Raw genomic sequence first — 25,565 nt, forward strand, 5'->3', positions numbered from 1 at the left:
ATCTCCTAGTTAAACCATGATTCGCGAGCTTTCATGATCAATTGACCTGCTTTTTCATGACCAAGTCCTTCAATATCAGAGATATCGTCAGTAGCCTGATCTGCCAAATCATCGACAGTAATAATACCGCGAGCGGCAAGCGAGTAAGCGATCTCAGAAGTCATGCCTTCCATAGTTAGAAGGTCTGCGCTCGGTTCTTGAATATTTTCTTGCTGTTTCAAAGCATCAGTAAGTGCTGCTTCTTTTGCACGACTTTGCAATAACTCAACCAATTCAGCATCAAGCTCAATTTCGTCAAAAGTTTCAGCTGGAACATAAGCAATCTCTTCTAAAGAGGTAAAGCCCATTTCTACCAATGCCATTGCTAAATCTTCTTCAATATCGAGACGTGATACAAACATGTCAAGATATTGCTGAGCTTCATTTTGCTGACGAGCACGATACTCTTCTTCAAGCATCATGTCGAGTTTGTAGCCAGTTAAATCAGAAGCCAAACGAACATTTTGGCCTTGTGAGCCAATCGCACGAGCCAATTGATCGCTGGTTGCAAAAATAATATCGGCACTTCTTGCATCTTCATCAAGCACGATGCCTGAAACATCAGCTGGTTCTAATGCACTTGCAATGTATTGAGCTGGATCATCAGACCAGACCACTACATCAATACGTTCACCGTTTAACTCTTGTTGTACCGCTTGAATACGCGTACCACGCATACCAATACATGCACCTACCGGGTCAATACGATGGTCATTTGTTTTCACTGCAATTTTAGCACGAACGCCTGGCTGACGTGCCGCCGCTTTAATTTCAATAATTTCTTCAGAAATTTCAGGAATTTCTTTCTTCATTAAAGCAATTAACATTTCAGGCTTAGCGCGCGATAATAACAACTGAGCGCCACGACCTTCACGGTTAACATTATATAAAATCGCGTTCATGCGTTGTTTTGGACGAAGAATTTCTTTAGGAATCATTTCTTCGCGCGCAAGATAAGCTTCAGCGTTGTCACCTAAATCGATAATGAAGCCATCTTTGGTTTGTTTTTTAACTTCACCGTAGATTAACTCACCAACTTTAGACTCGTATGCATCAGCAACTAAAGCACGTTCAGCTTCACGAATTTTTTGTACAATAACTTGTTTTGCAATTTGTGCAGCGATACGACCGAACTCAATAGATTCCACTTCGAGTTCACGCACATCACCAATTGACCATTTAGATGGGTCAAGGTCAGAAATCGCATCTTGGCAAGCTGGCATTTCATGATCTTCATCTGCCACAACAGTCCATTGACGGAATGTGCGGTAATCACCAGTTTTGCGATCGATTTCTACACGAAGCTGAGCTTCTTCAGCATGCGTACCTTCGTAAAATCTTTTCTTCGTTGCAGCAACTAGAGCTTGTTCTAAAGCCTCGAAGATCGCTTCACGACTAACACCTTTTTCATTACTAACCGTTTCAACAACGGTAAGAATTTCGCGGCCCATAAGTCACCTACCGATTTCTTATAAAATTTAATAAATTTAATCTTGATAGATCAAGTTTGCTTTATCGATATTGTTGCTGTCGATCTCAAGCACGTGCTTCCCATCAACTTCAACCTGAATTTCTTCATTTTCAAGATCTACTGCGATAAGTTTTGCTTGAAATTTACGACGGTTTTCTACTGCTGCAATCAAACGTAAAGCTATTTGTTGTCCAATGTAGCCTTGTAACTGTTCTAGTTGAAAAAATGGACGATCCCAGCCCGGTGAAGAAACTTCTAATGAATACTCACCTGAAATTGGATCATGGACATCCAGCATTGCGCCAACTTGTTGTGTTACACGCACACAATCTTGTACACCAATACCACGGCCTTGTTCTACTTCGCCATCTTCATTAAGTACAGGCTCAGCATCTTCACTTACCGCTTTATCGATATAAATACGCAATAATGAACGTTTGCCTTGTGGGAGAAACTCGATTCCCCAAAGGTCGACACCACATGCTTGTACTGCAGGAACAATTAAGTCATGCAATGCTTGGGATTTATTTGATAATTTCATTTACTCTCGTCATTCTCGTGCGATTCAATCGGTTGTTTTAACCGACACAGACCTACTATAGTGAAGCATGACTATTTGACCAATTGATGTCGAAACTACACGATAGCGATACGATAACCAATAAAAAAGGGCGTTAATCGCCCCTATCTTGCACAGAAAACAATAGTCCACTGTGCAAAAAGGCCCACTTGTCTGTGAGCCTCTTTTAAGAAACTTGGTAGCGGGAGCTGGATTTGAACCAACGACCTTCGGGTTATGAGCCCGACGAGCTACCAGACTGCTCCATCCCGCATCAACGTGCAAAAATTATATACAAATATCAAATAAAGTCAATGTAAACTTTCTCGATACTGTCTGATTAAGTTGCACCTTAATCAATTTGGTAGCGGGAGCTGGATTTGAACCAACGACCTTCGGGTTATGAGCCCGACGAGCTACCAGACTGCTCCATCCCGCATCAAAAAACTGCTTGCACTCAACTTTCTGGTTCAAAGTTGGTGCGGAAGGGGGGACTTGAACCCCCACGCCCGAAGGCACTACCACCTCAAGGTAGCGTGTCTACCAATTCCACCACCACCGCAGCTTGTGGGACGCATTCTAGTGCTTCCAACTGCAAAAGGAAAGCCTTATTTCGAATTATTGACTCGTTTTTGGTGCATTTGGTGAAGTTTCAGGCGATGTTGTTTGAATTGGTGCTGTTGTTTGTACAGTTTTCAAACTATATGCCTCAGTAGTCTGTTTTTTCGCAAAAACAGCTAAGGTTAAACTCGTCACAAAAAACAGTGCTGTTAAAACAGCAGTAAGGCGAGTAAGGAAATTAGCTGAACCTGATGCACCAAATACAGTTGCTGCTCCGCCACCACCGAAAGAGGCACCAGCGTCCGCACCTTTACCGTGTTGCACTAGAATCAAGCCAATCATCAGTACCGCTAAAATAATATGTACGATCAGTACAAAAGAGTGCATACCCTATCCTCGTTATTTACTTTGTGCAAAGGCTTCTACGATTTGATAGAAAGAGGCTGCATTTAACGAAGCTCCTCCTACCAACGCGCCATTAATATCTGGACATGCTGCCAACTCGACTGCATTTTCAGCTTTTACACTACCGCCATATAAAATCGCAATGTCTGGACCCGCAGAGGTAATCTGACTTAAACCTTCACGGATTTTAGCATGCATTGCCTGTGCATCTTCTGGTGAAGCAGTTTTACCTGTACCAATTGCCCAGATTGGCTCATAAGCAATTACAATTTGCTTTTGCCACTGCTCTGCGGTCACTACAGGAGCTATATCACAGATTTGTTGCAATACAACCTGCTCTGCCGAACCTTGTTCACGCTGTTCGAGGCTTTCACCTACACAATAAATGACAGTTAAGCCTGCATTTAAAGAGTTTTGGAGTTTAGCCTTCAAAATTTCAACGTTATCACCTAATAAATCACGGCGTTCAGAATGACCCACCAATACAAAATTAATTTGGCTATCTTTTAATAATTCTGCACTGACTTCACCCGTATAGGCGCCCGTACCTGCTACACGAGAAACATCTTGTGCAACTGTATATACTGTTCTTGCAGCATCTTGCAATTGTGTTTGTACCATTGCAAGTGCAATAGAAACCGGAGCAACCCCGACATGACAGCTTTCATCTGTAATTTCGTTTTGTTGCAATAGTTGTTTAAATTCTTCTATAAGTTGTTTGGCATTGGCACGCATTGGGTTCATTTTCCAGTTGCCAACTACCCAAGGCGTAATCGTCGAACCCGACATACGGCTCACCTTTCATCAAAAATGCAGCACATTCTACACGCATTTCTACAAATTTCAGATACTTTTCTTTAACGGCTTTACTCATATCTTTTCTACTATTTGAAAACAGTAATAAAACTTTATTGAACCAAAAGCCGCACCTTTTAAAAATTAATGAATAAAAACTTCGACTGGTTCAAGCTTTAACAATCGGATCAAGACGAGAGCATCATTTTCTCAGGTAGTAATTTTAGATAACAAAAGTATAATTTTTTATATACCAATTATAAACATATGAGCATAGGTAGGCAGATGTCAGTCATACATACATCTCCAAAATTTTCGGGGTTTTTTCGACGATTAGTCGAAGAAAAACATGTGTCGGCAGCGACCATGCAAACAGCATTAGATGCAGCAAAAAGAGCTAAGCGGGATACGGTTGCGTACCTGATTGAAGAGATTCATCTATCTCCTTCTTTATTAGCTGAAACAATTTCTATTGAATTTTCTGAACCATATTTTGATCTGGACGTTTACGATCCCAGCCAAATTCCCAAAGATTTGGTCGACCAGAAACTGATTTTAAAACATCGGGTCTTACCTCTTATACAAAGAGGACAGATTTTATATGTTGCGACCAGTAATCCCAGTAATATTGAGGCTATTGATGCTATTCGGTTCAACAGCAAGCTAATGGTTGAGCCAGTTATTGTCGAACATCATAAACTTGAGAAAATTCTGGCGCAGCAATTTACTGAAGAAAGCAATTTCGAGTTTAGTGATGAAGAATTTGATCTTGATGTAGATCTTGATAATTCAACTGCTCCAGAAGAGGATGAAGATACTCCGCAGGGCGATGAAGCACCTATTGTTAAATATATTAACAAGTTATTAATTGATGCGATTCGTATGGGAGCTTCTGATTTACATTTTGAACCCTATGAAAAATCGTATCGAGTCCGTTATCGGGTTGATGGCGTTTTGCGTCAAATTGCCAATCCGCCTTTGCAACTGGCTAATCGTTTAGCTTCACGTTTAAAAGTAATGTCCCAAATGGACATTTCCGAAAAGCGTGTCCCTCAAGATGGTCGTATCAAACTCAAGTTATCGAAATCTAAAGCAATTGATTTTCGTGTGAATTCACTTCCGACCTTATTTGGTGAAAAGCTAGTTCTGCGTATCCTCGACCCATCGAGTGCCATGCTGGGAATTGATGCTCTAGGATATGAAGAAGAGCAAAAAGCGCTCTTTATGGAAGCATTAGATAAGCCACAAGGTATGCTTTTAATCACAGGTCCGACGGGTTCCGGTAAAACAGTATCTTTATATACAGGGCTCAATATTTTAAACACTGAAAGTTCCAATATTTCGACTGCTGAAGATCCAGTCGAAATTAACCTTGAAGGTATTAATCAGGTGAACGTGAACTCTAAGGTAGGCCTTACTTTTTCGGCTGCGCTTAAATCATTTTTACGTCAGGATCCTGACATTATTATGGTTGGTGAGATTCGTGATTTAGAAACAGCTGAAATCGCGATTAAGGCGGCTCAGACGGGGCATATGGTGATGTCTACGCTCCATACCAACAGTGCCCCTGAAACACTGACTCGCCTACGCAATATGGGAGTTCCCTCTTTTAATATTGCGACATCGGTCAATCTGGTCATTGCTCAGCGTTTGGCACGTCGATTATGTTCACAATGTAAAATAGCTGCGGATATTCCTAAACAGAGCCTATTAGAAATGGGTTTTACCGAACAAGACCTCACACATCCCGATTTTCAAGTTTTTCAGCCAGTCGGTTGTCCAGAATGTCGTGAGGGTTACAAAGGTCGAGTTGGTATTTATGAAGTAATGAAAGTCACACCTGAGATTTCCAAGATTATTATGGAAGATGGCAACGCTTTAGAAATCGCTGCTGCTTCTGAAAAATTGGGGTTTAGTAATCTGCGTCGCTCAGGTTTAAAGAAAGTCATGCAAGGTGTTACTTCTTTACAAGAAGTCAATCGCGTGACCAGTGAATAAAAGACAATTTAAAATAAGGATAATGTCATGACTGTCAAAAAGGCACAATTGATGCCGACTTTTGCTTATGAAGGGGTTGACCGTAAAGGCGTAAAAATTAAGGGAGAACTTCCGGCTAAAAATATGGCTTTAGCCAAAGTCACCCTACGCAAACAAGGGGTAACTGTCCGTAATATTCGGGAAAAGCGTAAAAATATTCTTGAGGGTTTATTCAAGAAAAAAGTATCAACGCTCGATATCACGATTTTTACCCGACAACTTGCAACCATGATGAAAGCTGGTGTTCCATTGGTACAAGGCTTTGAAATTGTAGCGGAGGGTTTAGAAAACCCAGCTATGCGCGAGGTAGTGCTTGGTATTAAAGGTGAAGTTGAAGGTGGTAGTACCTTTGCCTCTGCTTTAAGAAAGTATCCTCAACACTTCGACAAATTGTTTTGCTCGCTTGTAGAGTCTGGCGAACAATCGGGTGCGCTTGAAACCATGCTAGACCGCGTGGCAATTTACAAAGAAAAAAGTGAATTACTCAAACAGAAAATTAAGAAGGCCATGAAATACCCGGCCACAGTTGTTGTGGTAGCCATAATCGTTACTATTATTTTGATGGTTAAAGTCGTTCCCGTTTTCCAAGACCTGTTTTCTTCCTTTGGTGCGGATTTGCCTGCTTTTACTCAAATGGTTGTCAACATGTCGAAATGGATGCAGGAATACTGGTTCATTATGATTATTGTGATTGGTGCAATTATTGCCGCATTTCTGGAAGCTAAAAAGCGCAGTAAAAAATTCCGTGATGGTTTAGATAAACTCACTCTTAAATTACCCATTTTTGGTGATCTGGTTTACAAGGCAATTATTGCCCGCTACAGCCGTACTTTAGCCACCACCTTTGCCGCAGGTGTTCCGCTCATTGATGCGCTTGAATCAACGGCTGGTGCAACCAACAATGTTATTTATGAACAAGCTGTAATGAAAATTCGTGAAGATGTTGCAACAGGTCAACAACTCCAATTTGCAATGCGCGTTTCAAATCGTTTTCCATCGATGGCTATACAAATGGTCGCAATTGGTGAAGAATCTGGTGCACTAGACAGCATGCTCGATAAAGTTGCCACTTACTATGAAAATGAAGTTGATAATGCCGTCGATGGCTTAACTTCAATGATGGAACCTTTAATCATGGCAATTTTAGGGGTACTCGTAGGCGGTCTGGTTATTGCTATGTATCTTCCAATTTTCCAAATGGGCTCAGTCGTATAATGCAAGAAATGATTGCTTATTTTATTCAAAACTTAACTGCACTTTATATTGCAGTTGCTTTATTGAGCCTGTGTATTGGTAGCTTTCTAAATGTGGTGATTTACCGCACCCCAAAAATGATGGAGCAAGATTGGCATCAAGAATGTCAAATGTTGCTCGATCCTGAGCAGCCCATTATTGACCATGGAAAACTGACATTAAGTAAACCTGCTTCCTCATGCCCAGCGTGTCACCAGCCCATTCGCTGGTACCAAAATATTCCTGTCATAAGCTGGTTGGTTTTAAAAGGAAAATGTGGGCATTGTCAGCACCCTATCAGTATGCGCTACCCAGCCATTGAACTACTCACCATGGCATGTTCACTGGTTGTGGTCATGGTATTTGGCCCAACCATACAAATGCTTTTTGGATTAGTCCTTACTTGGGTTTTAATTGCTTTAACCTTTATTGATTTCGATACGCAGTTATTACCTGATCGCTTTACTCTGCCTTTGGCCGCACTTGGTTTAGGCATTAATACCTTTAGCATTTACACCAGCCCCACTTCAGCCATTTGGGGTTACTTAATCGGTTTTTTATGCCTGTGGATTGTGTATTACCTGTTTAAAGTGATTACTGGCAAAGAAGGCATGGGTTACGGCGACTTTAAGTTGCTTGCCGCTTTAGGCGCATGGATGGGGCCATTGATGCTGCCATTAATTGTGCTATTGTCATCTTTACTGGGTGCAATTATTGGCATCATTTTACTAAAATTACGTAATGACAATCAGCCCTTTGCCTTTGGGCCCTACATTGCCATTGCAGGTTGGGTTGCCTTTTTATGGGGTGACCAGATTATGAAAATCTATTTGGGAGGTTAAGATGGCTTTTATTCTGGGAGTCACAGGTGGAATTGGTAGCGGAAAATCTGCTGCAACACAATGGTTTGAGTCCCAAGGAATACAAGTCGTCGATGCCGACATCGTTGCTCGCGAAGTGGTTGAAAAAGGCCAACCTGCCCTGCAAAAAATCCAACAAACTTTTGGAGATTGGGTGCTTCAACCTGATGGAAGCCTAGACCGTCGTGCTCTACGCGAGTATATATTTCAAAATCCTGAAGCAAGAAAAATACTTGAGAAAATCACACATCCAGCCATTCGCCAGTCTATTATTCAACAGCTACAAAACCCAAAAAGTCCATATGTGATTTTGGTTTCACCGCTACTTTTCGAAACCAACCAGCATGAATTGGTTAACCACACTTTATTAGTTGATGCGAGTGAACAAACTCAAATTCAGCGTGCCAGCCAGCGCGATGGACAAAACCAAGAACAAATTCAGAAAATTATTGCCGCACAAATGCCACGTGAGCGTAAACGCGAACTTGCTAATGACATTGTGTTTAATGATGGATTACTCGAGCATTTATATCAGCAATTAGAGCCCTTACATCAAAGCTATTTGAAGCGCACCAACTAATCTTGTTTATTTTGCTGCTTAATTTGTTGTGCCAAGCTGTCTTGTCGAAACCAGCGCCAAGGTTGTAAGGCACCGATTCCCATTCCGACCAAGCCCACAACAATAGATGGGCTTAATGCTTCACCGAGTAAAGGTACAGCTAAAATGGCAGCAATAAACGGCGCCAAAGTTACAATACTTCCTGTTTTAAAAGCGCCAAGTCGCTGAATCGCTGCTACATAAGTCAGAGTCGCAATAATAACCACAAACACACCGTGGAAAATGCCTTGTATCGCTAAGTGGACAGGACTGACTTGCATGAAATGCTTAGGCAAAAATAAAAGATAGATGGGCAAATAAATAATTGCAGACCAAATCGCAACACTTGCCATAGAGTGCCATGCAGACAGTTTCCACTGTTTAAGTAACACAGTAAAAATGCCCCACCAAATCGCACTAATAAAAAGGAGTAAATCACCTACTCCAAAAGCAGAAGCATTACTTTGCAGCATCAAAGCGCTCATAAGGGCCAAAGCGGCTATCATGATTGCAAGACTCACCCATGTATGTTTATCAAATGGCTGCCTAAATAAAATGTATGCTGCAAACGCAGTACAAATTGGGATACAACCATTTAAGAAAATTGCAGCGTGTGCCGCGGGCGCATAGAGAAAAGCAGTATAGACGGTAAGACAATAGATGACGCCGCCAATGAGTGCCAAAATAACCGCATGCTTACTCCATAAAAAAGCGAGATCTTTCTTATAGATCAGAATAGGCATTAAAATTAAGAAGGCTAAAGCGAAGCGCAGTGCGGCAATGTCCCAAGCACTGATGTGCCACTGTGCATTTAAACGGGCAAAAAGTGTAAACCCGCCCCAAATGCACATGGTCACCAATACAAAGAAATAACCTTGCTTACGGGGAGACATATCAAGACTTAAAAACTAGAAAGGCAGCTAAATTATACCTCAGAACGCTGACGGCAAGCCTCATAAAGTGCCATACCCGTTGCCACGCTCACATTGAGACTCTGTAAATTTCCAGACATCGGAATATAAACTTTATGATCACACTGTGCCTGTGTAATTGGGCGCAAACCTGTATCTTCTGCTCCCATTACAATCACAACCGGGCCAGAAAAATCACATTTTTGAAGTGGTAACGCGCTTTCATCAAGCATGGTACCAATCACACGTACATGCGTAGTTTCTTTAAGATGAGCCAATGTACGGGCTAAATTTGTGACTTGAATGAATTTAACTTTCTCGGCTCCACCGGCTGCAACTTTACGAGCAGTCGGCGTTAAACTTGCTGAGCGATCACGAGGCACTATGACTGCTTGCACGCCCATCGCAGCGGCGGTACGGATACAAGCCCCTAAGTTATGCGGGTCTGTCACCTGATCTAACGCCAACAACAAGGCATCTGGAGTTTCACTTAAGATTTTATCAAGATCTTGTTCATTTAAGACAGGATGCGGACGCACTGCTGCAACTACGCCTTGATGAAATGGTAGACCTGCAAGTTTTTCAAGACTATCGCGGCTTGCTTTTTGTACACTGATTCCAAAAGGCTCTGCCAATTGCAAAATCTTTTGCAAACGCTGATCATCCCGTCCTTTTAAAGTAAACAGGGTTAGCACACGCTCCGGCTCAAGCTCTAACAATGACTCCACTGAATGAACGCCATAATAATATTCCTGTTTTGCCATGCATGACCTCTAACAACGTTTGAGCAAAAAAATAAAAATCCTGCAAAGCCAACTTCGCAGGATTTCTTTGGGCATAGTGTACCCGATTTGAACAGGAATTTCTTAGCCTTCTAAATGGCACACGTAATCGAGCACTTCATCAGTTTCGATTTTGAAAACGCTATTTCCAGGCACATAAAAAGATTGGCCTGCACGAAACAATTCGCTTTCATTACTGTCTGCAATTTTTACGCGGCATTCACCTGAAATAATTTCCATACGCTCAGGTACATGCGTTTCAAAAGTTAAAGGTTGCTCAGTCGGCAAAATAACACCTAGTGTTTTTTTCGTTCCATCTTCAAATTGCACAGTATGGCTGATACATGCTCCACCAAAATAAACGTTTGATTTTTTGATGACCGTTACATGATCAAATTGGTTTGTACTCATGCACACTCTCCAGATAATGCCGTATTTATATAAATTATGATGAATGTAGTTTAATTGTGCCTAAATAACTAATCAATCAGTTTTCATACGGATAGACTTGTAATTTCCACTGCTCGGCCTGAATTTTTTTGGCAAAAGCATGAGGTAAGTTAATCTCAATATTTCGACTATTCGACACAATTGCATCGTATCTGCAAACTTCGACCTGATTTTCATCGAGGAGCACCCAACACACTCTTTGAGCTGTTGGATGGGTAACTGCTGTAGCAATTACTGGTGAACCGTCATTCATTCCTACATGAAAATTTTCATTGTCGCTTTGCATTAACGCCAGATCATAAGCTGGAAAATCGATACTATCTGAATCAAATTGTTGGCTATCGTGTATCAGCACGCTCTGTTTTAAAGTCGGCCAAATACAATAACGCAGATAATGTTGATCCATCACCCGATTATCCAAATAACGTCCGGTGACAACATAATCCCTGATATGTGCTTCAATATTATGAAAAATCCCCGTACATCCGCCCCACATTCCAGCCAGAATTAGCTCAGTATGAGAATAGTTATCTCGCATTAAGTGAAACCACTTATCACTTTTGAGCCATGCATCTACAGCAGCCTTTTCACGATGCGACACAATAGAGTCGGCATCACGTATCAGAAAACGCTTAATTGTCGGATCATCCATCACCAAAAAGCGCCAAAACAGGCCAGATAGTTGTTTCTGAGAATCTGTAACCTGAATAACTTGCGCGCCCTTCTCTTTTAAGCGCTGTTGGATAGGTACTGGCACACTTTCATCGACATAAAATCGGCACGTCCACTCTGGATAAATCTGTTTAGCTAACTCAGTATTTAAAATAGAGGTTTCACAATAACGTGGGTTTGCTCCAAACAATGAAAAAGCAATAATATTTTCTTGAGGGTTTGAACTAAACTCGGGTGGTGCATGATTTGGAATCGGCAAAACAGGCTCACTCTTAGCAAGTTCTTTTTTTGTTGTAATTGCCAAGCGTCCAAATTTGATTGTTTCTTCTTTTTTATTTAAATGATGACAAACTTCTGTAAGTCCATCATATAAATTTGTATTTACAGCAGGACCGCTGGCCTGAATCGCTTGTAAATAATGTTGATAGGCATCGTTATAACGGCCTAAGCGTAGTTCGGTATAAGCCAAGTCAGCTAAAGCTCCCGGATGTTTAGGAACTAAACTAACAGCTTGTTTAACATGTTGATAAGCTTTGGCATAATCGCCTTGTGCGGCAGCTTGTTTAAATGCATTAAAATGTTGATTTAAAATTTTATTCATTTCCGCAGGATTGTTTTTTTTGTGACGATTGATCATCCCTATGGGCGGTTTCGGTAAGCTTAATGTTTTTTTCATTGTAAATATCCGCAATCTTGCTGTTCTATAATTTCAGTTAGAATAATAGATCACTTGTAGCAAATTCAAAACTTCTCTATCTTTAACCCATAATTTGGCGCGTTGGATGCGTTTATGCTCACACATTTAACTTTAATTAATTTTGCATTAGCTGATCATTTAGCTATTGATATAGAACAGGGATTTAATGTTCTAACAGGTGAAACAGGTGCCGGAAAATCATTATTACTGGATGCACTTTCTGCCTGTCTAGGGGAACGTACCGATACGAATTATGTCCGCTATGGTTCGGACAAAGCGGATATCACCGCTGTTTTTACCTATCAAAATAATAGCCCTGAAGCAAAATGGCTACAAGAACACGAGCTAGATGATGATTCTGGGGAAATTCATTTACGTCGTGTTATTTTTGCAACTGGCCGTAGTAAAGCATGGGTCAATGGCCGCCCGAGCAGTTTATCTGAACTTAAAGAATTGGGACGCTTGCTGGTTCAACTCTATAGTCAGCACAGCCAGCAGCAACTTCTTGAACCACCTTATCCAAAACATTGGTTAGATCGTTATAACAATTTTTATGTTGAAGCGAATGATGTACGTGAAGCCTATAGCACATGGCAACGCACGATTCGTTTGCACCAAGCAGCTTTAGATGCGCAAGCAACCCGTTTACAACGTATTGGCACTTTAGAGCATCAAATTGAAGAACTCGAAGAGGTTATTCAAACTGACTATAAAGAAATTGAGCAAGAGTTTGATCGCCTTAGTCATCATGAACATATCATGCAAGACTGTAGCTACAGCTTAAATGTTTTAGATGAAGCCGAGCAAAATATTACTCAAGAAATGTCTTCGATTATTCGCCGACTAGAGTCCCATGCTGGGCGTAGCGAACACCTTTCTGAGATTTATAATTCTTTATTGAATGCTCAAAGTGAAATAGATGATGCAACAGCAAACTTGCGTCAATTTATTGATCGACAAAGTTTTGATCCAGAGCGAATGGAAGAGCTCAACTCTAAACTTGAGGTTTTTCATCGTCTGGCACGCAAATATCGGACTCAACCAGAAACGCTCAAAGAGGAATATGAAGCTTGGCAACTTGAGCTTGAGCAGTTACATCAACTTGAAGACCCAGAAACTCTAGCAGAGCAAGTTGAAAAATCGCATGAGGAGTTTTTAGAAAAAGCTCAGCATTTAGACAATATACGTCGTGAAGCTGCCGCTCCGCTTGCGAAACAATTAACTGAACAAGTGAAACCTTTAGCGCTACCAGAGGCACACTTCGAGTTTAAGTTCGAACCATTAGAGCAACCAGGTGCAGAGGGTTTAAGCTTTATTCAACTTTTATTTACTGCCAATAAAGGTATTCCTCCACAACCATTGGCACGTGTGGCTTCAGGTGGTGAGCTTTCTCGTATTGCACTCGTGATGCAAGTCATGAATGCAGAAAAAACTGAAGCCGAAGTATTAGTGTTTGATGAAATTGATGTCGGGATTAGTGGTGGCACTGCAGAAGTTGTAGGACGTTTACTTGCCGATTTAGCACAACATGTTCAGCTCTTATGTATTACTCACCAAGCACAAGTTGCTGCACAATCTGATCAGCATTTATTAGTGAAAAAACAACAAACTGACCCAGCCAGCAGTACAATTGTGGAACTTGATGAAAATCAAATCATTTTCGAGTTAGCTCGCATGTCAGGTGGTGTGGAAATTAATGAAACAACCTTGCAGCACGCAAAACAATTACGCCAACTTAAATTTCAGGCTTCTTCAAATTAATAAAGAAAATGAGAGAAAAAGATTGGCGAAATCCGATTAACTCTTGTATGTTGATAAAAAGAACCTATATAGATAAAAGGGTCGAGAGGCCCTCTAGTGACATTTTTTGAGGGAGAACCGCTTAGGTGACCAAACAATATCTGACTCACCGTTGTCTGATTGCCCCGCCAGAAATGGCAGATGACTTTTTCGCAAACACTGTAATTTATCTTGCCCGTCATGATGAAGAAGGTGCCCAAGGCATTATTATTAATCGTCCTTCTGGTATTCAAATTAAAGAATTACTCAATGATCTCGACATTGAAGCAGACAATGTAAATCCACATGCGGTTTTACAAGGTGGCCCTTTACGTCCTGAAGCTGGATTTGTTCTTCATACTGGACAACCGACATGGCATTCATCTATTGCTGTGGGTGAAAATGTTTGTATTACCACCAGTAAAGATATTCTTGATGCGATTGCCCATAATGAAGGTGTAGGTCGATATCAGATTGCTCTAGGCTATGCGAGCTGGAGCAAAAATCAGTTAGAAGACGAAATTACGCGTGGTGACTGGCTCATTTGCGATGCCGATATGGACCTGATTTTTAACCTGCCTTATGATGACCGTTGGGATGCAGCTTATAAAAAAATCGGTGTAGATCGTGCGTGGCTAGCATCTGAAATCGGACACGCTTAATGACCGATACACCACCAAAATCGATTATGGCTTTTGACTTTGGCACTCAAAAAATGGGAATGGCGATTGGCCAATCTTCAATTGAAAGTGCCAACCCTCTCCCTCTATTTATCATGAAAGACGGTATCCCGAACTGGGATCAGCTCTTAAAAATCGTGAAAGAATGGCAACCTGATTTATTTTTGGTTGGCCTACCATTAAATATGGACGATAGCGAGTCAGAACTCTCTACCCGTGCTCGCAAATTTGCGAGACGTTTACGTCATCAAACCAACATAGAAACATTGATGGTGGATGAGCGTTTAACTACACGTGAAGCGAGAGAAGAGCTCGGTTTTTACCAAGAGCAAGGTCGAGCGAAAAAGCTATCAGCAGATAGTTTTGCCGCGGCACTACTTATTCAAAGTTGGTACAGAAATCCTGTAGGTCTTACGCCATAAGACAAAAAAGCATGTAGTTTTAACTACATGCTTTTTTTAAATTAAATCACTTCGATTTTATTTTTCAACGATATGTACAGTCGCTGTTCGTCCAGAAACAAAAGCAAGCTGATTTTTCGGTGTTTCATCTAACACAATCTTCACAGGTACACGCTGCGCTAAACGAACCCAACTAAAAGTTGGATTTACATTAGCAAGAAGCTTAGAGCTACTTGAACGCTCACGGTCTTCAATACCCGATGCAATACCTTGTACATGGCCTTTAATTTTCTGGTTATCACCCATTAATTGCACAGTAGCCTGATCGCCTACATGAATACGGTTTAACTTCGTCTCTTCAAAATAGCCCACCACATAGAGCTGTTTACGATCAAGCAATGCTGCAACAGCCTGCCCCACTTGAACATAGTTGCCTGGACGCATATCAAAGTTAGATAAAGTCCCATCAGCGGGAGCAATGACTGCGGCACGATGCATATTAAGTTCGGCTAAATGTAAATTGCTTGTTGCAACCTCAATGAGAGCCTGTTGTTGCTTAACCGTTGCTTCAGCCTGCTGAATTGCTGCTTCTAGCTGCTCATGCTCTGCATGGGATTGATCACGTGTTGCAAACACTTGGTCTTGTTCTTGTTTAGAGATAGCCCCATCCATTAAGTTTGAATAACGACTGGCATTTTTCTCGGCCAATTTGATATTGCTGGCCGATTTAATTAAGTTTGCTTTTGCTTGAGCTAAGCCTGCTTCTGCTTGAGCAAATGCTGCTTTCGCTTTTGCTAAATCAGATTTTGCTTGCTCTACATCTAAAGCTCGGCGAGAAACATCAATTTTAAAGAGTACCTGACCTTTTTTCACAGTCTGGTTATCTTGCACTAATACTTCTGTGACAAGACCTGCTACATCTGAAGATACTTGAATAACGTCACCACGCACTCGACCATCGCGTGTCCACGGCGCTGCATTATAGTAGTTCCACAAATGCACAATGGTATAGACCGCGACCATTAATGCGACAATCAAAATTACTGGACGGATGACCTTTTTCAAATCCACCTGATTCATTTCACTCACCTAACTCAATCTTTAATTTCGCATTCATCTCTATGCACCCACCCCAACAAAAATTTGATGTATGACCAAAAGCAATAAAAGGTAAAAACACAAATTAAAAATACTAGGTAATGCAATCCAGCCTTGTGCAATCCACTTATTGGTCAAAGGACTTAACCCACGAAAACATATATATGCCAAGAGCGCTTGAACGAGCAAAGAAGGCACGTAAATACCATAAACATTAAACTCACCCATTTGCTGTGGCTCCTCTTAAGGTGCTGTTTTCATTCATTTGATCTGATGAAACATGACACATGCTATAAGCAATATTGTTAAGTGAAATGAGTAATCTTTGTCGCATGGTCATATCTTCAATATTTGAAGCAAGCTGTTTTAATTCAAATAAGCCGTGATGGATTTGCTCAACCAAAGCCACCGTATTATCTACATCATTTTCTTTAGCTCTAAACAGTTCATCTAAATTTTGTTGCAAATTTCCGATGTGATGAGCCAGTTCCGAATTTTGCGGAGTCTGATTTGCCAGTTCTTGTAATCTACTTAAATCGACAATACTACTCGATTCAATCAATGCTTGATGAATTGAGGTTTTAATCTCATTAGATTGCACTACTTTACTGTTAAGAATTCCAATTCGGTCCAACATACTGCGTAAGTGAACTTTAAAATCAAGACCATAAGGCAAATAGATCGCTTGTCTCATGGCACGATAATGCAAGGCCAGAATACGGCTGGCACTCGTGTCTGGAGACATTGCACGAACAACGTCGATGACAACCAACGACACTAAAACGCCTAAGATCATGGCAAAAGAACCATCAAGATAAGACACCGCATCCATGCTATAAGCATTATGTAGATTCAGGCCCATCATGGTATTAATACCCAAAACCATGCCTACTGGCATAAGCATTTGATTGGCCATCATAGACACAGCAAACAGGAACATCGGCAATAAAACCAGTCCAAGCTCCCAGAATGTGGTGACATGAGGGAAAATACCAAATGCATAAACGAAGACTAAAACTGCTGAAGCAATACTGCCCCAGATAAAAATACGCAAAACTGGAACAGGGTTATCTAAGGCCGTTAAAATACAGGCAGTTACTGCACCCATTTGCGCCATCATAAATCCAGCTTTCCACCCCGAAATAATCCAGCCCCCAGTCACAATAAATGTAATGAGGACTGCACTAATACCACCTCGTATAGCTACCCCATGGTCACGGTGTAAACTTGGATATTTGGTGGTCATCGGAGTAATGTTGTCAGGGATTTCTTTATTACCTTGCTGAATTCGTTGCCATAAAACTTTAACTGCTAAAACATTGCTAATAAAATGCCGCACGTCCATTTTCATGGCTGCCACCAAAACTTGCTGATGTGTAGAAGCAGATTCCATTAAACTCAAGAAATCACTTTCAAACTCGTCTGGTAACTGCAAAATATTTTCATCAATAATCAGATCTTTTTGCTCCAGAAAATGTACAACATGTGCTGAAAGCTGTTGCAATTTTTCTGAATGAGTTTCGATAAACCGAAGTTCTTGAAGCTGCTTAATACGCTCAGATAAAGCGACCAAATTAGCAACGACCATTGAAATTTGATGAAGCATTTCCTGCAAAGGTTTGGTCATGCCATGCAACTCACCCTTTTCATAACTCAAATGTACTGCCAAAGCATGAATATCGGTGGTGTCGCGAGTAATGGTCGCTAAAAGTTGAGTATTGTTCTGCTGCGGATCAGCAGTTAATAAATTAGCAAACAGATTCTCTGTATCTTTAAGCGTTTTGATGACGCGCTGCTTAATCGCAGAACCAATATGCATTGGAAGAACGGTGGCAGAAACCACAGCGCTTGAAATCACCCCAATCGAAATCTCAATGACCCGAGCTAAAGCAATATCAAAAATATTGTATTGATCAATATACGTAATCGCATTGAAGACAATCATGGCTGTCGAGTAACCCGCCAGCATAAAAGCATAACTACGTGGAGTCCGGTCGAGTAAAGACACATAAAGTGCAAAACCCACCCACAACGACAACACCACGGTAAATAACCAAGGTGTATTAATGAGATGTGGCGTTAGCGTTAAGGCAACCACTGCCCCACCCATCGTTCCTATAACACGATAGACACACTTAGAGGACACCATTCCTGAATAAGGGTTGGCAATAATCAGGACTGTACCAATCGACCACATTGGATTAATCAGATCTAATTCAAATGAAACAAATAACGCCAGCATCCCGGCAATAAATGTTTTGATTGCAAAGATCAGATCAAGCCTACTCGGGCGAAACGCCAGTATTTGCTTTAATAACATGAACTCATCTCAAATACAGATTTGAACTGATGAGCATGCTCGTCAATGTTAAATTGTCTTTTCTAAAGACAACAAAACTTTGTCATTTGCCTAAAAGCAAATGAGATGAGGAGCATCCTTCAATACAATGATTTTTCCACATCCTGCCTGATTGGCCCAGATGATTTCAGTTGGGACGTTATTTAAACGGCCAAACTTTGGAAAGAAGAGGTATCAAGAAATTCGCCTAGAACCGACTAATTTCTCGATTAGATATTTTGTTTGGCAATTTTTTCAAAATAAAGCGATTTAGTCAACTAAAATATCTCTATTTGATAATTTGATATGTTTTTTAATAATCGTATATGATGTATGAGCCAAGAGAAGTTTTCTCTTTGTCAGAGTAAAATACTCAAATCAGGCATTTATTTTAGAATTGAGACAAATTTTCTTTTTTTCTGTTATAAAAACTCAAAGATGACTCGTTGTTAAAGGATACGAACAAGACACTATGGCAATTTCAAGTTTTGGCAAAATTTTAACCGTACTGGACCTATTTTCAGTTTCGCGTCCAGTGATTAATGTCGATATTATTTGCGAAGAACTTGGCTTGTCTAAACCAACCAGTTACCGTTATTTAAAAGAACTGGTGTCTACCGACCTATTAAAACGCATTAATGGGACCTCTGGCGATTATACCTTAGGCTCAAAAATTGCAGTTCTTGACTATGTATCAAGAACAACAGATCCATTGGTTCAGATCAGCACACCGTTTATGCGCAATATTGTAGAGCGTACTGAACTGTGTTGCTTGCTCACCTATTTAAATGATGACTATTGCATTGACATTCATCATGAAATATTTAAAGACACCGAATTACTTTCATATGGCCGAGGCTGCCCAAGACCTATTTACGTTGGCTCATCTCCAAAAACGATGGTTTCGCATTTAAGTAAACAACGGATGCAGGACTACTATCATCGTTACCAGCAAGAATTAAAACAATCTGGTTTTGCAGAAGATGAACCGAGCTTTATTCAGCGTATGCGTAAAATTAAAAAACAAGGGTTCTATTTCTCACAAGGTGAGATTGACCCGAATGTTTCTGGCCTTGCCGTTCCAGTTCGTTTTTCGAACAAAGAAGTGCCTTTAGCTTTAACTTTAGTGGCTTCTAAAAATCGTTTTGATTTTTTAAATATTGAAAAGCTCATCGAAATTTTACAAGAAAATGCAGCACTTATTGAACAACGTTTTATGGAGTTATCTGAAAAAGGTGAAATCTAAAACCCTACCTTATGATAATTTAAACTTTTCTTACACTTTAAAACATTGAATATCTCACAATATTCTCATATTATGATTTTAGCTCCTATTGATGATTCTTTTCATCAGCAGCTCATCAATAGAAGCATCCCCCTCAGAGGAATAAGCTCATGTTGCCACCATGGGCTTTTTTCTTGCCCAATTTTTAATAAAACTCATGAAAACTGAAACTGCCTGAAAGTAAGATTGATACGCGGCTGTAAAATCTTGGTTGAGCGATTTAAATGATGTTGCCAATGTTGTTGCGTCTCGCCACGCATCACGATGAGTTGACCTGGTTGTAGCCATAATTCAACTTTCTCTTTACTCCGAATGTGTCTAAAAGAAAATTTACGGGTAGCTCCAAAACTTAAAGATGCAATCGTTGTGGTTTTTGCTAAAGACACATCTGAGTCGCTATGCCACCCCATACCTTGAGTCCCATCTTCATAAAGGTTTGCCAAGCAAGAATTAAATTTTTCTGAAAGTATTTGCTCTACCTGTTGTTTTAGTTGGGCAAGTGCTTTATCCCAAGGCAAAGAATCACGTGCGACACCAGAATATTTATATTGATAATAATTATCTCCATACCATGCAACTTTTCTGGGGGTAATAAAGTGCTTGCCATATAACTTAGCCTCGTCATGTTTCCATGCGAGGTGCTGGTAAAGATAGTGAAAATATTGTTCAGCTTCTTCAGGGCTTAAAATACAACCATAGTCCTGAACTTCACCATCGTAGGGTAATAAATTCTCACAAGGTTCTGGAGAAAATAAATCCAAGGTCATACGGTCTCTCCCTGTTGCTTTGACATCTCCCAAGCTAACAATGCCAATTTACGTCCTTTTTGCCAATGATATTCTCCGACCATTCCTGTTGCGCGGATCACTCGATGGCAGGGAATCAGATAGGCAATCGGGTTTTGTCCAATTGCGGTAGCAACAGCTCGAACAGCTTTAGGTTTGCCAATTTGCTCAGCAATATCTTGATAAGTCCGCAATTGCCCTTCTGGAATGGTGAGCAAGGCTTCCCATACTTGCAGTTGAAATGGGGTTCCAGCCAAATTAAGAGGAAGTTTTTGCTGTAAGCGTTCTGAAAAATCCTGTCCGAACCACTCTGCCACTTGTTGATGCCAAATCGGCGAGTGATTTATCAATTGAGCTTTTGGAAAATACTGCTTAATTAAATCTTCAATATTCTCACGAGTCTCGATAAAACGAATCGAGCATATGCCCTTTTCACTACTTACAACCGAGAGCTCACCAAATGGGCTTGTCTCAACCGAATAATTCAGAATAACGCCTTCGCCTTGCTGTTTATATTCACCAGGCGTCATCCCTTCGAGCTGAATAAACAGATCATGTAAACGGCCAGTACCCGACAAACCCGTGTTTAAAGCAGTTTCTAATAAGCTTCGCTTTTGCAACAGATAATATTTAGCCTGTTGCAAACTCATATATTGAACAAATTTTTTCGGGCTAATACCCACCCATTCTTGAAACTGACGTTGGATATAACCTGAACTTAAATTCATATGACTTGCTACATCGTCCAGACTGGGTTGCTGGTCAAGATGTTCATATAAATATTCAATTACATTGGCAATTACAGCAAATTGCCGAGAAGAAAGCATTTGCATGTGTCACCTCCTTAGCACTTATATCTTACATTAAAGTAGCCAAAGCTCGGTGACGACCCGATTCTTGCACTTTTGAAAATAAAAAAGCCTTTCATGATAGAAAGGCTTAATCATTCAATATGCGCTTAAGGTTGCTTTAAATATGGCCAAGCCGCTTTAAGGTAAATAAACATTGACCATAAAGTTAGAATGACCGCTGTATATAACAACGCGTAAGCCAACATTTCTAAAGGTTGCCAGTTGAGTAAAAACACACTAATGGCAATCATTTGAAAAGCTGTTTTATATTTGCCTACTGTCGATACAGCCACACTGGTTCTTGCGCCAAGTTCTGCCATCCACTCACGTAAAGCAGAAACTGTAATTTCTCGTGAAATGATAACAATAGCCGCAAAAGCCATTGATATGGTTGGATTCCATTGCACTAAGACAATAAGTGCTGCCGCCACCATGAGCTTATCTGCAACTGGATCTAAAAAACGGCCAAATGCTGAAGTCTGGTTTAAAGTTCGTGCCAAATAGCCATCAAACCAATCGGTAATAGCAGCCAACACAAAAATAGCAGTCAAGATAATATGACGACTCATATTTCCTGCTTGCTCACCAATACCCATTGCAGGCGGCCAATACACAATCACCAAAAATACAGGAATAAGCGCGATACGCGCCAATGTTAGGATATTTGGGATATTCAGGATTCGCCCTGTGGTCATAAACACCGCCAATTTAGTCTTCATGCATCTTGTAACAGACAAAAATACATTCTTCAATATTGTATCTATCTGTAACAGCCACTTTATACGAAATATATGAATCGAGGAAGTAGACTGCTTAGGTAAATACCGTAACAGTTTGCCGTAAAATTGCAATTAAATGATCATTTTGGTCCCAAAGATGGGCATATTCTGTGGAATAACCTTCACCGGCATATTCAGTCACCACTTTATATTTAAACCAGTCACACAACTGATGTCGAAAAGGGTGGACATAGGTAATGTGCCACGTTAAAGAACTTGCAGGAGCAACTTGTTTAAACATCGGCAATACACCAGGCGGCCAAATATCCATCAAAACAATTAAATCTGGCAATGTCATTTGACGATTTTCATGCTTCTCTGGAGAGAACCTTGCCCATCCTCCAAAGTCAGGATATTGACTTCCTGTAACAGGATGATGACCTTCTGCCCAGCATACATCAAAATGTTGATAGCATTCTGGCATTTGTCTAGCAAAAGGAATCGGTTGTAAATCTTCTGGTTGCGCATATGCAGGAACTATAGGTTCTTGGCGTACTTCTATATTCGAAGTGCGAGGTACACCAAAGCTTGCGACCAAAATGGTTTGTACCGCGCCATCTTGCCATAAACGGGTTTCAAGCGTAGTGACCGACTTTCCTTCTCTTAAAATTTCAATAGTCAATTGAGCGGGCCCCTGCTGTACAGGACCCACAAAAGTAATACTACAACTTAATAATCTCTTATTGGAGTCTTGAATATTGCAGCATGCTTTTTGCATCAGCAGTCCTGCAACAAGACCTCCAAAAACAGTCCAACCTTGTAACCACCCTTCAGGTATTTCAATCCATTCCTTTTGTTTTATTTCTTCAAATAATTGCAGCAATGACATTCCTTTCCCTAAAATGAAAGTGTGATTAGGAATGATCTTTCATCATTTTGATTGGAATGTGAATGGTCAATCATTGAGTAATTAGCGAGTTATTTTGTCAGTCGACCTTTAAACTGATGCTTACTCATGCAGAATTTTATAAATTGTTCTGGCCATCATCTCACCAAAACCAGGCACAAGTGTAAGCTCTTTTTCAGATGCTTTTAAAACACCTTGAATCCCACCAAAATGGGTTAATAAATCTCGACGGCGTTTTGGTCCCAACCCCGGAATTGCTTCTAAAACAGAGGTACTACGGCGTTTATCACGTTTAGCTCGGTGTTTAGTAATAGCGAAGCGATGGGCTTCATCACGCACCTGTTGAATTAAGTGCAATGCTTTATTGTCTTCTGGTAATTGAATTTTTGTGCCATCTGTAAAATGGAGTGTTTCAAGACCCGGTTTACGCCCTTCACCTTTAGATACACCCACCATAAAAGCGTCAAGCCCAAGCTCTTGCATGACATCCATCGCCATATGAAGCTGACCTTTACCACCATCAATCAACAATAAATCAGGCAATATGGCTTTTTTATATCGTCGTGTTAAGGCTTGGCGCATAGCAGCGTAATCATCGCCACCAGTAATATCTTGAATGGCAAATTGGCGGTAGTCACGCTTACGAGCACCACCTTGGTCAAACACCACACATGACGCAATTGGAGCTTCACCCATGGTGTGACTAATATCAAAACATTCGATACGATCGACGGGCCTTCCAATCACTTGTTCTAACTGATGGAAACGCTCATTGAGTTCTAAATGGTTACTCAACTGCCCTTTAATCGCATGTTGAACATTCATTTCGGCGAGCTCTAGCCACTCGGCACGAGTTTCTCGCACACTACTCTTAATTTGAACTTTTTTGCCAAACTGCTGTACCAATGCTTCTTCTAATTCTTTACGGTCAGGCAATGCAATATTCACGATGAGTTCATTTGGTACTTCATCGGCAACCTGAAAGTAAAAGTTAGCCATAAAATCACTGAGCATTTGACCAAGATCATCACCGAGCATGTCCGGGAAATAACTTTTGCCACCTAACATTCGTCCATTGCGAACATACATAATCTGCACGCATGTCACGCCTGCTTGATATGCAATTGCCAGAATATCAGCTTCACCTTTGACTTTAAAAACAGCTTGTTGCGCTTGAACTTCACGAAGTAAAGATAATCGGTCACGGTAAAAAACAGCTTTTTCAAATTCGAGTTCAGCTGCCGCTTGCTCCATTTTGGCAATTAACTCTTGATTGAGTTCTTTGGTGTCACCTTGTAAAAAGCGAATACTGTTATTCACATCTTCTTTATAATCTTCGGGTGAAATCAGGCCGACACAAGGAGCTGAACACCGCTTAATTTGATATTGCAAACACGGACGCTTGCGCTGTGCGAAGTAGCTATTTTCACACTGCCGTACATTAAAAAGTTTTTGCAGAACCAGTAAAGTATCCCGAGCGCTATAGGCGCTTGGGTAAGGACCAAAGAACTTCCCAATTTGATGCTTTCCTTTACCACGACCACTAGCAAGCCGAGGATAAGGTTTATCTGCTGAAATAAAAATATAGACATAGGACTTATCGTCCCGCAGCATGATGTTATAAGGCGGGCGATGTTGTTTAATTAAGTTTTGCTCAAGGAGTAGTGCTTCAGTTTCTGAACGAGTGACTAACGTTTCAATATTATAAATTCGTGCAACTAAGGCTTGAGTTTTAGGATGTTCAATCGTTTTAGCAAAATAACTCGTTACCCGATTTTTTAGGTTTTTTGCTTTGCCCACATATAATAATTCACCCTCTTTACCTAGCATTTTATAAACGCCTGGAAGTTGGGTCATGTTGGCTAAAATTTTTTCAATATGGGGACGAGCGTTTTGATTCACTATTGGCATACATGGCTTAATACTGAATACCTAATGTGATGTTTTCAACCCTACTTTTCAAGTGCGTTACTGTGCCAGAACCTAAATTTGGACAGAGATTTTGACAGGCTCCGACAAACTATGTCGTACTCGCTTAAGAATCGAGACGATAATAGCTATATTTCACGTCTTTGTCTTTATACACCGCATAGGTTTTTTGGCGAAAATCTGAGAACCATCCATTCCCTGTATATCCCGCAATATGACCATATGTGTGACCATTTGTCCGCTCAATAATATAAATATCGCCTTCTTGAGGACGATTAAAAGCAGGTTTAATTTTCTTATAACCGTTCTTCTCGAGTGTATGCCCCCAGTCTGAAGCTGCTACCGGATGCTTAGACACATCGGCGCCTGCTGCTTGTAAAGCAATGCGAATATTTTTGGCGCATTTCTCTTTACTATGGTTGGCAGATATACTTTCAAGTTTACTTGAGAACTTATGCAAATTAATATTTTGATCTTCAGATTGATGTTTTTTCGCATCGGATTTTTTATGTTTTTCAGGCGTCGAAGCTGCTTGTCTTAACATCACTTTCATTTTTAAATCATCTTGAGAGCTTTCTTCTTTTCTCTCTTCGATATGATGAACATGTGCATGAACTGCGTGATGAGCATGAGCCATTTTAAAACCTACTTCCGCTAACCAGTCTTCGAAAAAACCGCGCCATTGTAGAATCAAAATTGCTTATTGGTTTTTAATAGTTGTAA

At 40.6% G+C, this 25,565-nt stretch carries 25 protein-coding genes, 3 tRNA genes and 1 pseudogene; 8 read left to right on the forward strand and 21 right to left on the reverse strand.

What is annotated here, in order from left to right; genetic code table 11:
* Positions 1–5: 5 nt before the first annotated feature.
* The 7 genes from nusA to tpiA form a co-directional block, all read right to left on the reverse strand.
* Positions 6–1,490: a transcription termination factor NusA gene (gene nusA / locus OD757_RS14175; protein WP_009393117.1), complete on the reverse strand. Its 1,485-nt coding sequence runs from the start codon at positions 1,488–1,490 to the stop codon at positions 6–8.
* 36 nt (positions 1,491–1,526) lie between these two features.
* The gene (rimP, locus tag OD757_RS14180) at positions 1,527–2,051 is read right to left on the reverse strand and encodes a ribosome maturation factor RimP (RefSeq protein ID WP_009392981.1); all 525 of its coding nucleotides are present in this window, start codon (positions 2,049–2,051) and stop codon (positions 1,527–1,529) included.
* Between the two features lie 215 nt (positions 2,052–2,266).
* A tRNA-Met gene (locus OD757_RS14185) sits at positions 2,267–2,343 on the reverse strand.
* Between the two features lie 88 nt (positions 2,344–2,431).
* Positions 2,432–2,508, reverse strand: a tRNA-Met gene (locus tag OD757_RS14190).
* Positions 2,509–2,546: 38 nt separating this feature from the next.
* Positions 2,547–2,631 (reverse strand) — tRNA-Leu (locus tag OD757_RS14195).
* A 56-nt stretch (positions 2,632–2,687) separates the two neighbouring features.
* On the reverse strand, positions 2,688–3,017 hold the full coding sequence (gene secG / locus OD757_RS14200; RefSeq protein ID WP_005037186.1) for a preprotein translocase subunit SecG: 330 nt from the start codon (positions 3,015–3,017) through the stop codon (positions 2,688–2,690).
* A 12-nt stretch (positions 3,018–3,029) separates the two neighbouring features.
* Positions 3,030–3,824 carry a triose-phosphate isomerase gene (gene tpiA / locus OD757_RS14205; protein ID WP_009393253.1) on the reverse strand — a complete coding sequence of 265 codons (795 nt, stop codon included), beginning with the start codon at positions 3,822–3,824 and terminating at the stop codon, positions 3,030–3,032.
* A 291-nt stretch (positions 3,825–4,115) separates the two neighbouring features.
* On the opposite strand from tpiA, the gene pilB reads away from it, so the two are divergent.
* The 4 genes from pilB to coaE are packed head-to-tail and all read left to right on the forward strand — an operon-like array spanning position 4,116 to position 8,540.
* Entirely contained in the window at positions 4,116–5,828 is a 1,713-nt protein-coding gene (gene pilB / locus OD757_RS14210; RefSeq protein WP_263032268.1) for a type IV-A pilus assembly ATPase PilB, read from the forward strand.
* 27 nt (positions 5,829–5,855) lie between these two features.
* On the forward strand, positions 5,856–7,082 hold the full coding sequence (locus tag OD757_RS14215; RefSeq protein WP_263032269.1) for a type II secretion system F family protein: 1,227 nt from the start codon (positions 5,856–5,858) through the stop codon (positions 7,080–7,082).
* The gene (locus tag OD757_RS14220; RefSeq protein WP_263032270.1) at positions 7,082–7,942 is read left to right on the forward strand and encodes a prepilin peptidase; all 861 of its coding nucleotides are present in this window, start codon (positions 7,082–7,084) and stop codon (positions 7,940–7,942) included. Before OD757_RS14215 ends, OD757_RS14220 begins: the two co-directional genes overlap by 1 nt.
* 1 nt (position 7,943) lies before the next feature.
* Positions 7,944–8,540 carry a dephospho-CoA kinase gene (gene coaE, locus OD757_RS14225; protein WP_263032271.1) on the forward strand — a complete coding sequence of 199 codons (597 nt, stop codon included), beginning with the start codon at positions 7,944–7,946 and terminating at the stop codon, positions 8,538–8,540.
* Here the strand turns inward: coaE and OD757_RS14230 are convergent.
* The 4 genes from OD757_RS14230 to OD757_RS14245 form a co-directional block, all read right to left on the reverse strand.
* Positions 8,537–9,451, reverse strand: a complete 915-nt coding sequence (locus OD757_RS14230) for a DMT family transporter (protein ID WP_263032272.1) — start codon at positions 9,449–9,451, stop codon at positions 8,537–8,539. The two genes, coaE and OD757_RS14230, sit on opposite strands and share 4 nt — an antisense overlap.
* Before the next feature lie 32 nt (positions 9,452–9,483).
* On the reverse strand, positions 9,484–10,233 hold the full coding sequence (rlmB, locus tag OD757_RS14235) for a 23S rRNA (guanosine(2251)-2'-O)-methyltransferase RlmB (protein WP_009393119.1): 750 nt from the start codon (positions 10,231–10,233) through the stop codon (positions 9,484–9,486).
* Between the two features lie 102 nt (positions 10,234–10,335).
* Positions 10,336–10,662, reverse strand: a complete 327-nt coding sequence (locus tag OD757_RS14240; protein WP_009392983.1) for a pyrimidine/purine nucleoside phosphorylase — start codon at positions 10,660–10,662, stop codon at positions 10,336–10,338.
* A 76-nt stretch (positions 10,663–10,738) separates the two neighbouring features.
* Positions 10,739–12,049, reverse strand: a complete 1,311-nt coding sequence (locus OD757_RS14245; RefSeq protein ID WP_263032273.1) for a tetratricopeptide repeat protein — start codon at positions 12,047–12,049, stop codon at positions 10,739–10,741.
* A 114-nt stretch (positions 12,050–12,163) separates the two neighbouring features.
* On the opposite strand from OD757_RS14245, the gene recN reads away from it, so the two are divergent.
* The 3 genes from recN (at position 12,164) to ruvX (ending at position 14,951) form a co-directional block, all read left to right on the forward strand.
* Positions 12,164–13,831: a DNA repair protein RecN gene (gene recN, locus OD757_RS14250; protein WP_009392954.1), complete on the forward strand. Its 1,668-nt coding sequence runs from the start codon at positions 12,164–12,166 to the stop codon at positions 13,829–13,831.
* A gap of 125 nt (positions 13,832–13,956) precedes the next feature.
* On the forward strand, positions 13,957–14,511 hold the full coding sequence (locus tag OD757_RS14255; protein ID WP_003654562.1) for a YqgE/AlgH family protein: 555 nt from the start codon (positions 13,957–13,959) through the stop codon (positions 14,509–14,511).
* A complete protein-coding gene (gene ruvX / locus OD757_RS14260; RefSeq protein WP_263032274.1) occupies positions 14,511–14,951 on the forward strand; it encodes a Holliday junction resolvase RuvX in 441 nt (146 codons plus the stop codon). The genes OD757_RS14255 and ruvX overlap by 1 nt, the downstream gene beginning before the upstream one ends.
* A gap of 57 nt (positions 14,952–15,008) precedes the next feature.
* Here ruvX and OD757_RS14265 read toward each other — a convergent pair whose 3' ends face one another.
* The 4 genes and pseudogenes from OD757_RS14265 to OD757_RS14280 form a co-directional block, all read right to left on the reverse strand.
* On the reverse strand, positions 15,009–16,010 hold the full coding sequence (locus tag OD757_RS14265; protein WP_009392986.1) for an HlyD family secretion protein: 1,002 nt from the start codon (positions 16,008–16,010) through the stop codon (positions 15,009–15,011).
* A 39-nt stretch (positions 16,011–16,049) separates the two neighbouring features.
* Positions 16,050–16,256 carry a DUF1656 domain-containing protein gene (locus OD757_RS14270; protein ID WP_004795042.1) on the reverse strand — a complete coding sequence of 69 codons (207 nt, stop codon included), beginning with the start codon at positions 16,254–16,256 and terminating at the stop codon, positions 16,050–16,052.
* Positions 16,249–18,348, reverse strand: coding sequence for an FUSC family protein (locus OD757_RS14275; RefSeq protein ID WP_263032275.1), 2,100 nt, complete (start codon positions 18,346–18,348; stop codon positions 16,249–16,251). The genes OD757_RS14270 and OD757_RS14275 overlap by 8 nt, the downstream gene beginning before the upstream one ends.
* Positions 18,339–18,471: pseudogene (locus OD757_RS14280) on the reverse strand (hypothetical protein). Before OD757_RS14280 ends, OD757_RS14275 begins: the two are co-directional and overlap by 10 nt.
* 367 nt (positions 18,472–18,838) lie before the next feature.
* On the opposite strand from OD757_RS14280, the gene OD757_RS14285 reads away from it, so the two are divergent.
* Complete coding sequence (locus OD757_RS14285; RefSeq protein WP_009393025.1) at positions 18,839–19,612, forward strand: IclR family transcriptional regulator; 774 nt, start codon at positions 18,839–18,841, stop codon at positions 19,610–19,612.
* Positions 19,613–19,806: 194 nt separating this feature from the next.
* Here the strand turns inward: OD757_RS14285 and OD757_RS14290 are convergent, their stop codons facing one another.
* The 6 genes from OD757_RS14290 to OD757_RS14320 form a co-directional block, all read right to left on the reverse strand.
* A complete protein-coding gene (locus tag OD757_RS14290; protein ID WP_009393241.1) occupies positions 19,807–20,418 on the reverse strand; it encodes an alpha-ketoglutarate-dependent dioxygenase AlkB family protein in 612 nt (203 codons plus the stop codon).
* Positions 20,415–21,269: a methylated-DNA--[protein]-cysteine S-methyltransferase gene (locus OD757_RS14295; protein ID WP_411267188.1), complete on the reverse strand. Its 855-nt coding sequence runs from the start codon at positions 21,267–21,269 to the stop codon at positions 20,415–20,417. Before OD757_RS14295 ends, OD757_RS14290 begins: the two co-directional genes overlap by 4 nt.
* Positions 21,270–21,394: 125 nt before the next feature.
* Positions 21,395–21,982 carry a CDP-diacylglycerol--glycerol-3-phosphate 3-phosphatidyltransferase gene (gene pgsA / locus OD757_RS14305; RefSeq protein ID WP_009393091.1) on the reverse strand — a complete coding sequence of 196 codons (588 nt, stop codon included), beginning with the start codon at positions 21,980–21,982 and terminating at the stop codon, positions 21,395–21,397.
* A gap of 118 nt (positions 21,983–22,100) precedes the next feature.
* The gene (locus tag OD757_RS14310; RefSeq protein ID WP_263032276.1) at positions 22,101–22,895 is read right to left on the reverse strand and encodes a thioesterase family protein; all 795 of its coding nucleotides are present in this window, start codon (positions 22,893–22,895) and stop codon (positions 22,101–22,103) included.
* Positions 22,896–23,015: 120 nt separating this feature from the next.
* Positions 23,016–24,815, reverse strand: a complete 1,800-nt coding sequence (gene uvrC, locus OD757_RS14315; protein ID WP_263032297.1) for an excinuclease ABC subunit UvrC — start codon at positions 24,813–24,815, stop codon at positions 23,016–23,018.
* A gap of 133 nt (positions 24,816–24,948) precedes the next feature.
* Positions 24,949–25,479 (reverse strand): CHAP domain-containing protein, encoded by a 531-nt coding sequence (locus OD757_RS14320; protein WP_263032298.1) that lies wholly within the window; start codon positions 25,477–25,479, stop codon positions 24,949–24,951.
* Between the last annotated feature and the right edge of the window lie 86 nt (positions 25,480–25,565).

Origin of the sequence: Acinetobacter sp. AYS6 (genome assembly GCF_025630795.1) — a bacterium.
Taxonomy (GTDB): domain Bacteria; phylum Pseudomonadota; class Gammaproteobacteria; order Pseudomonadales; family Moraxellaceae; genus Acinetobacter.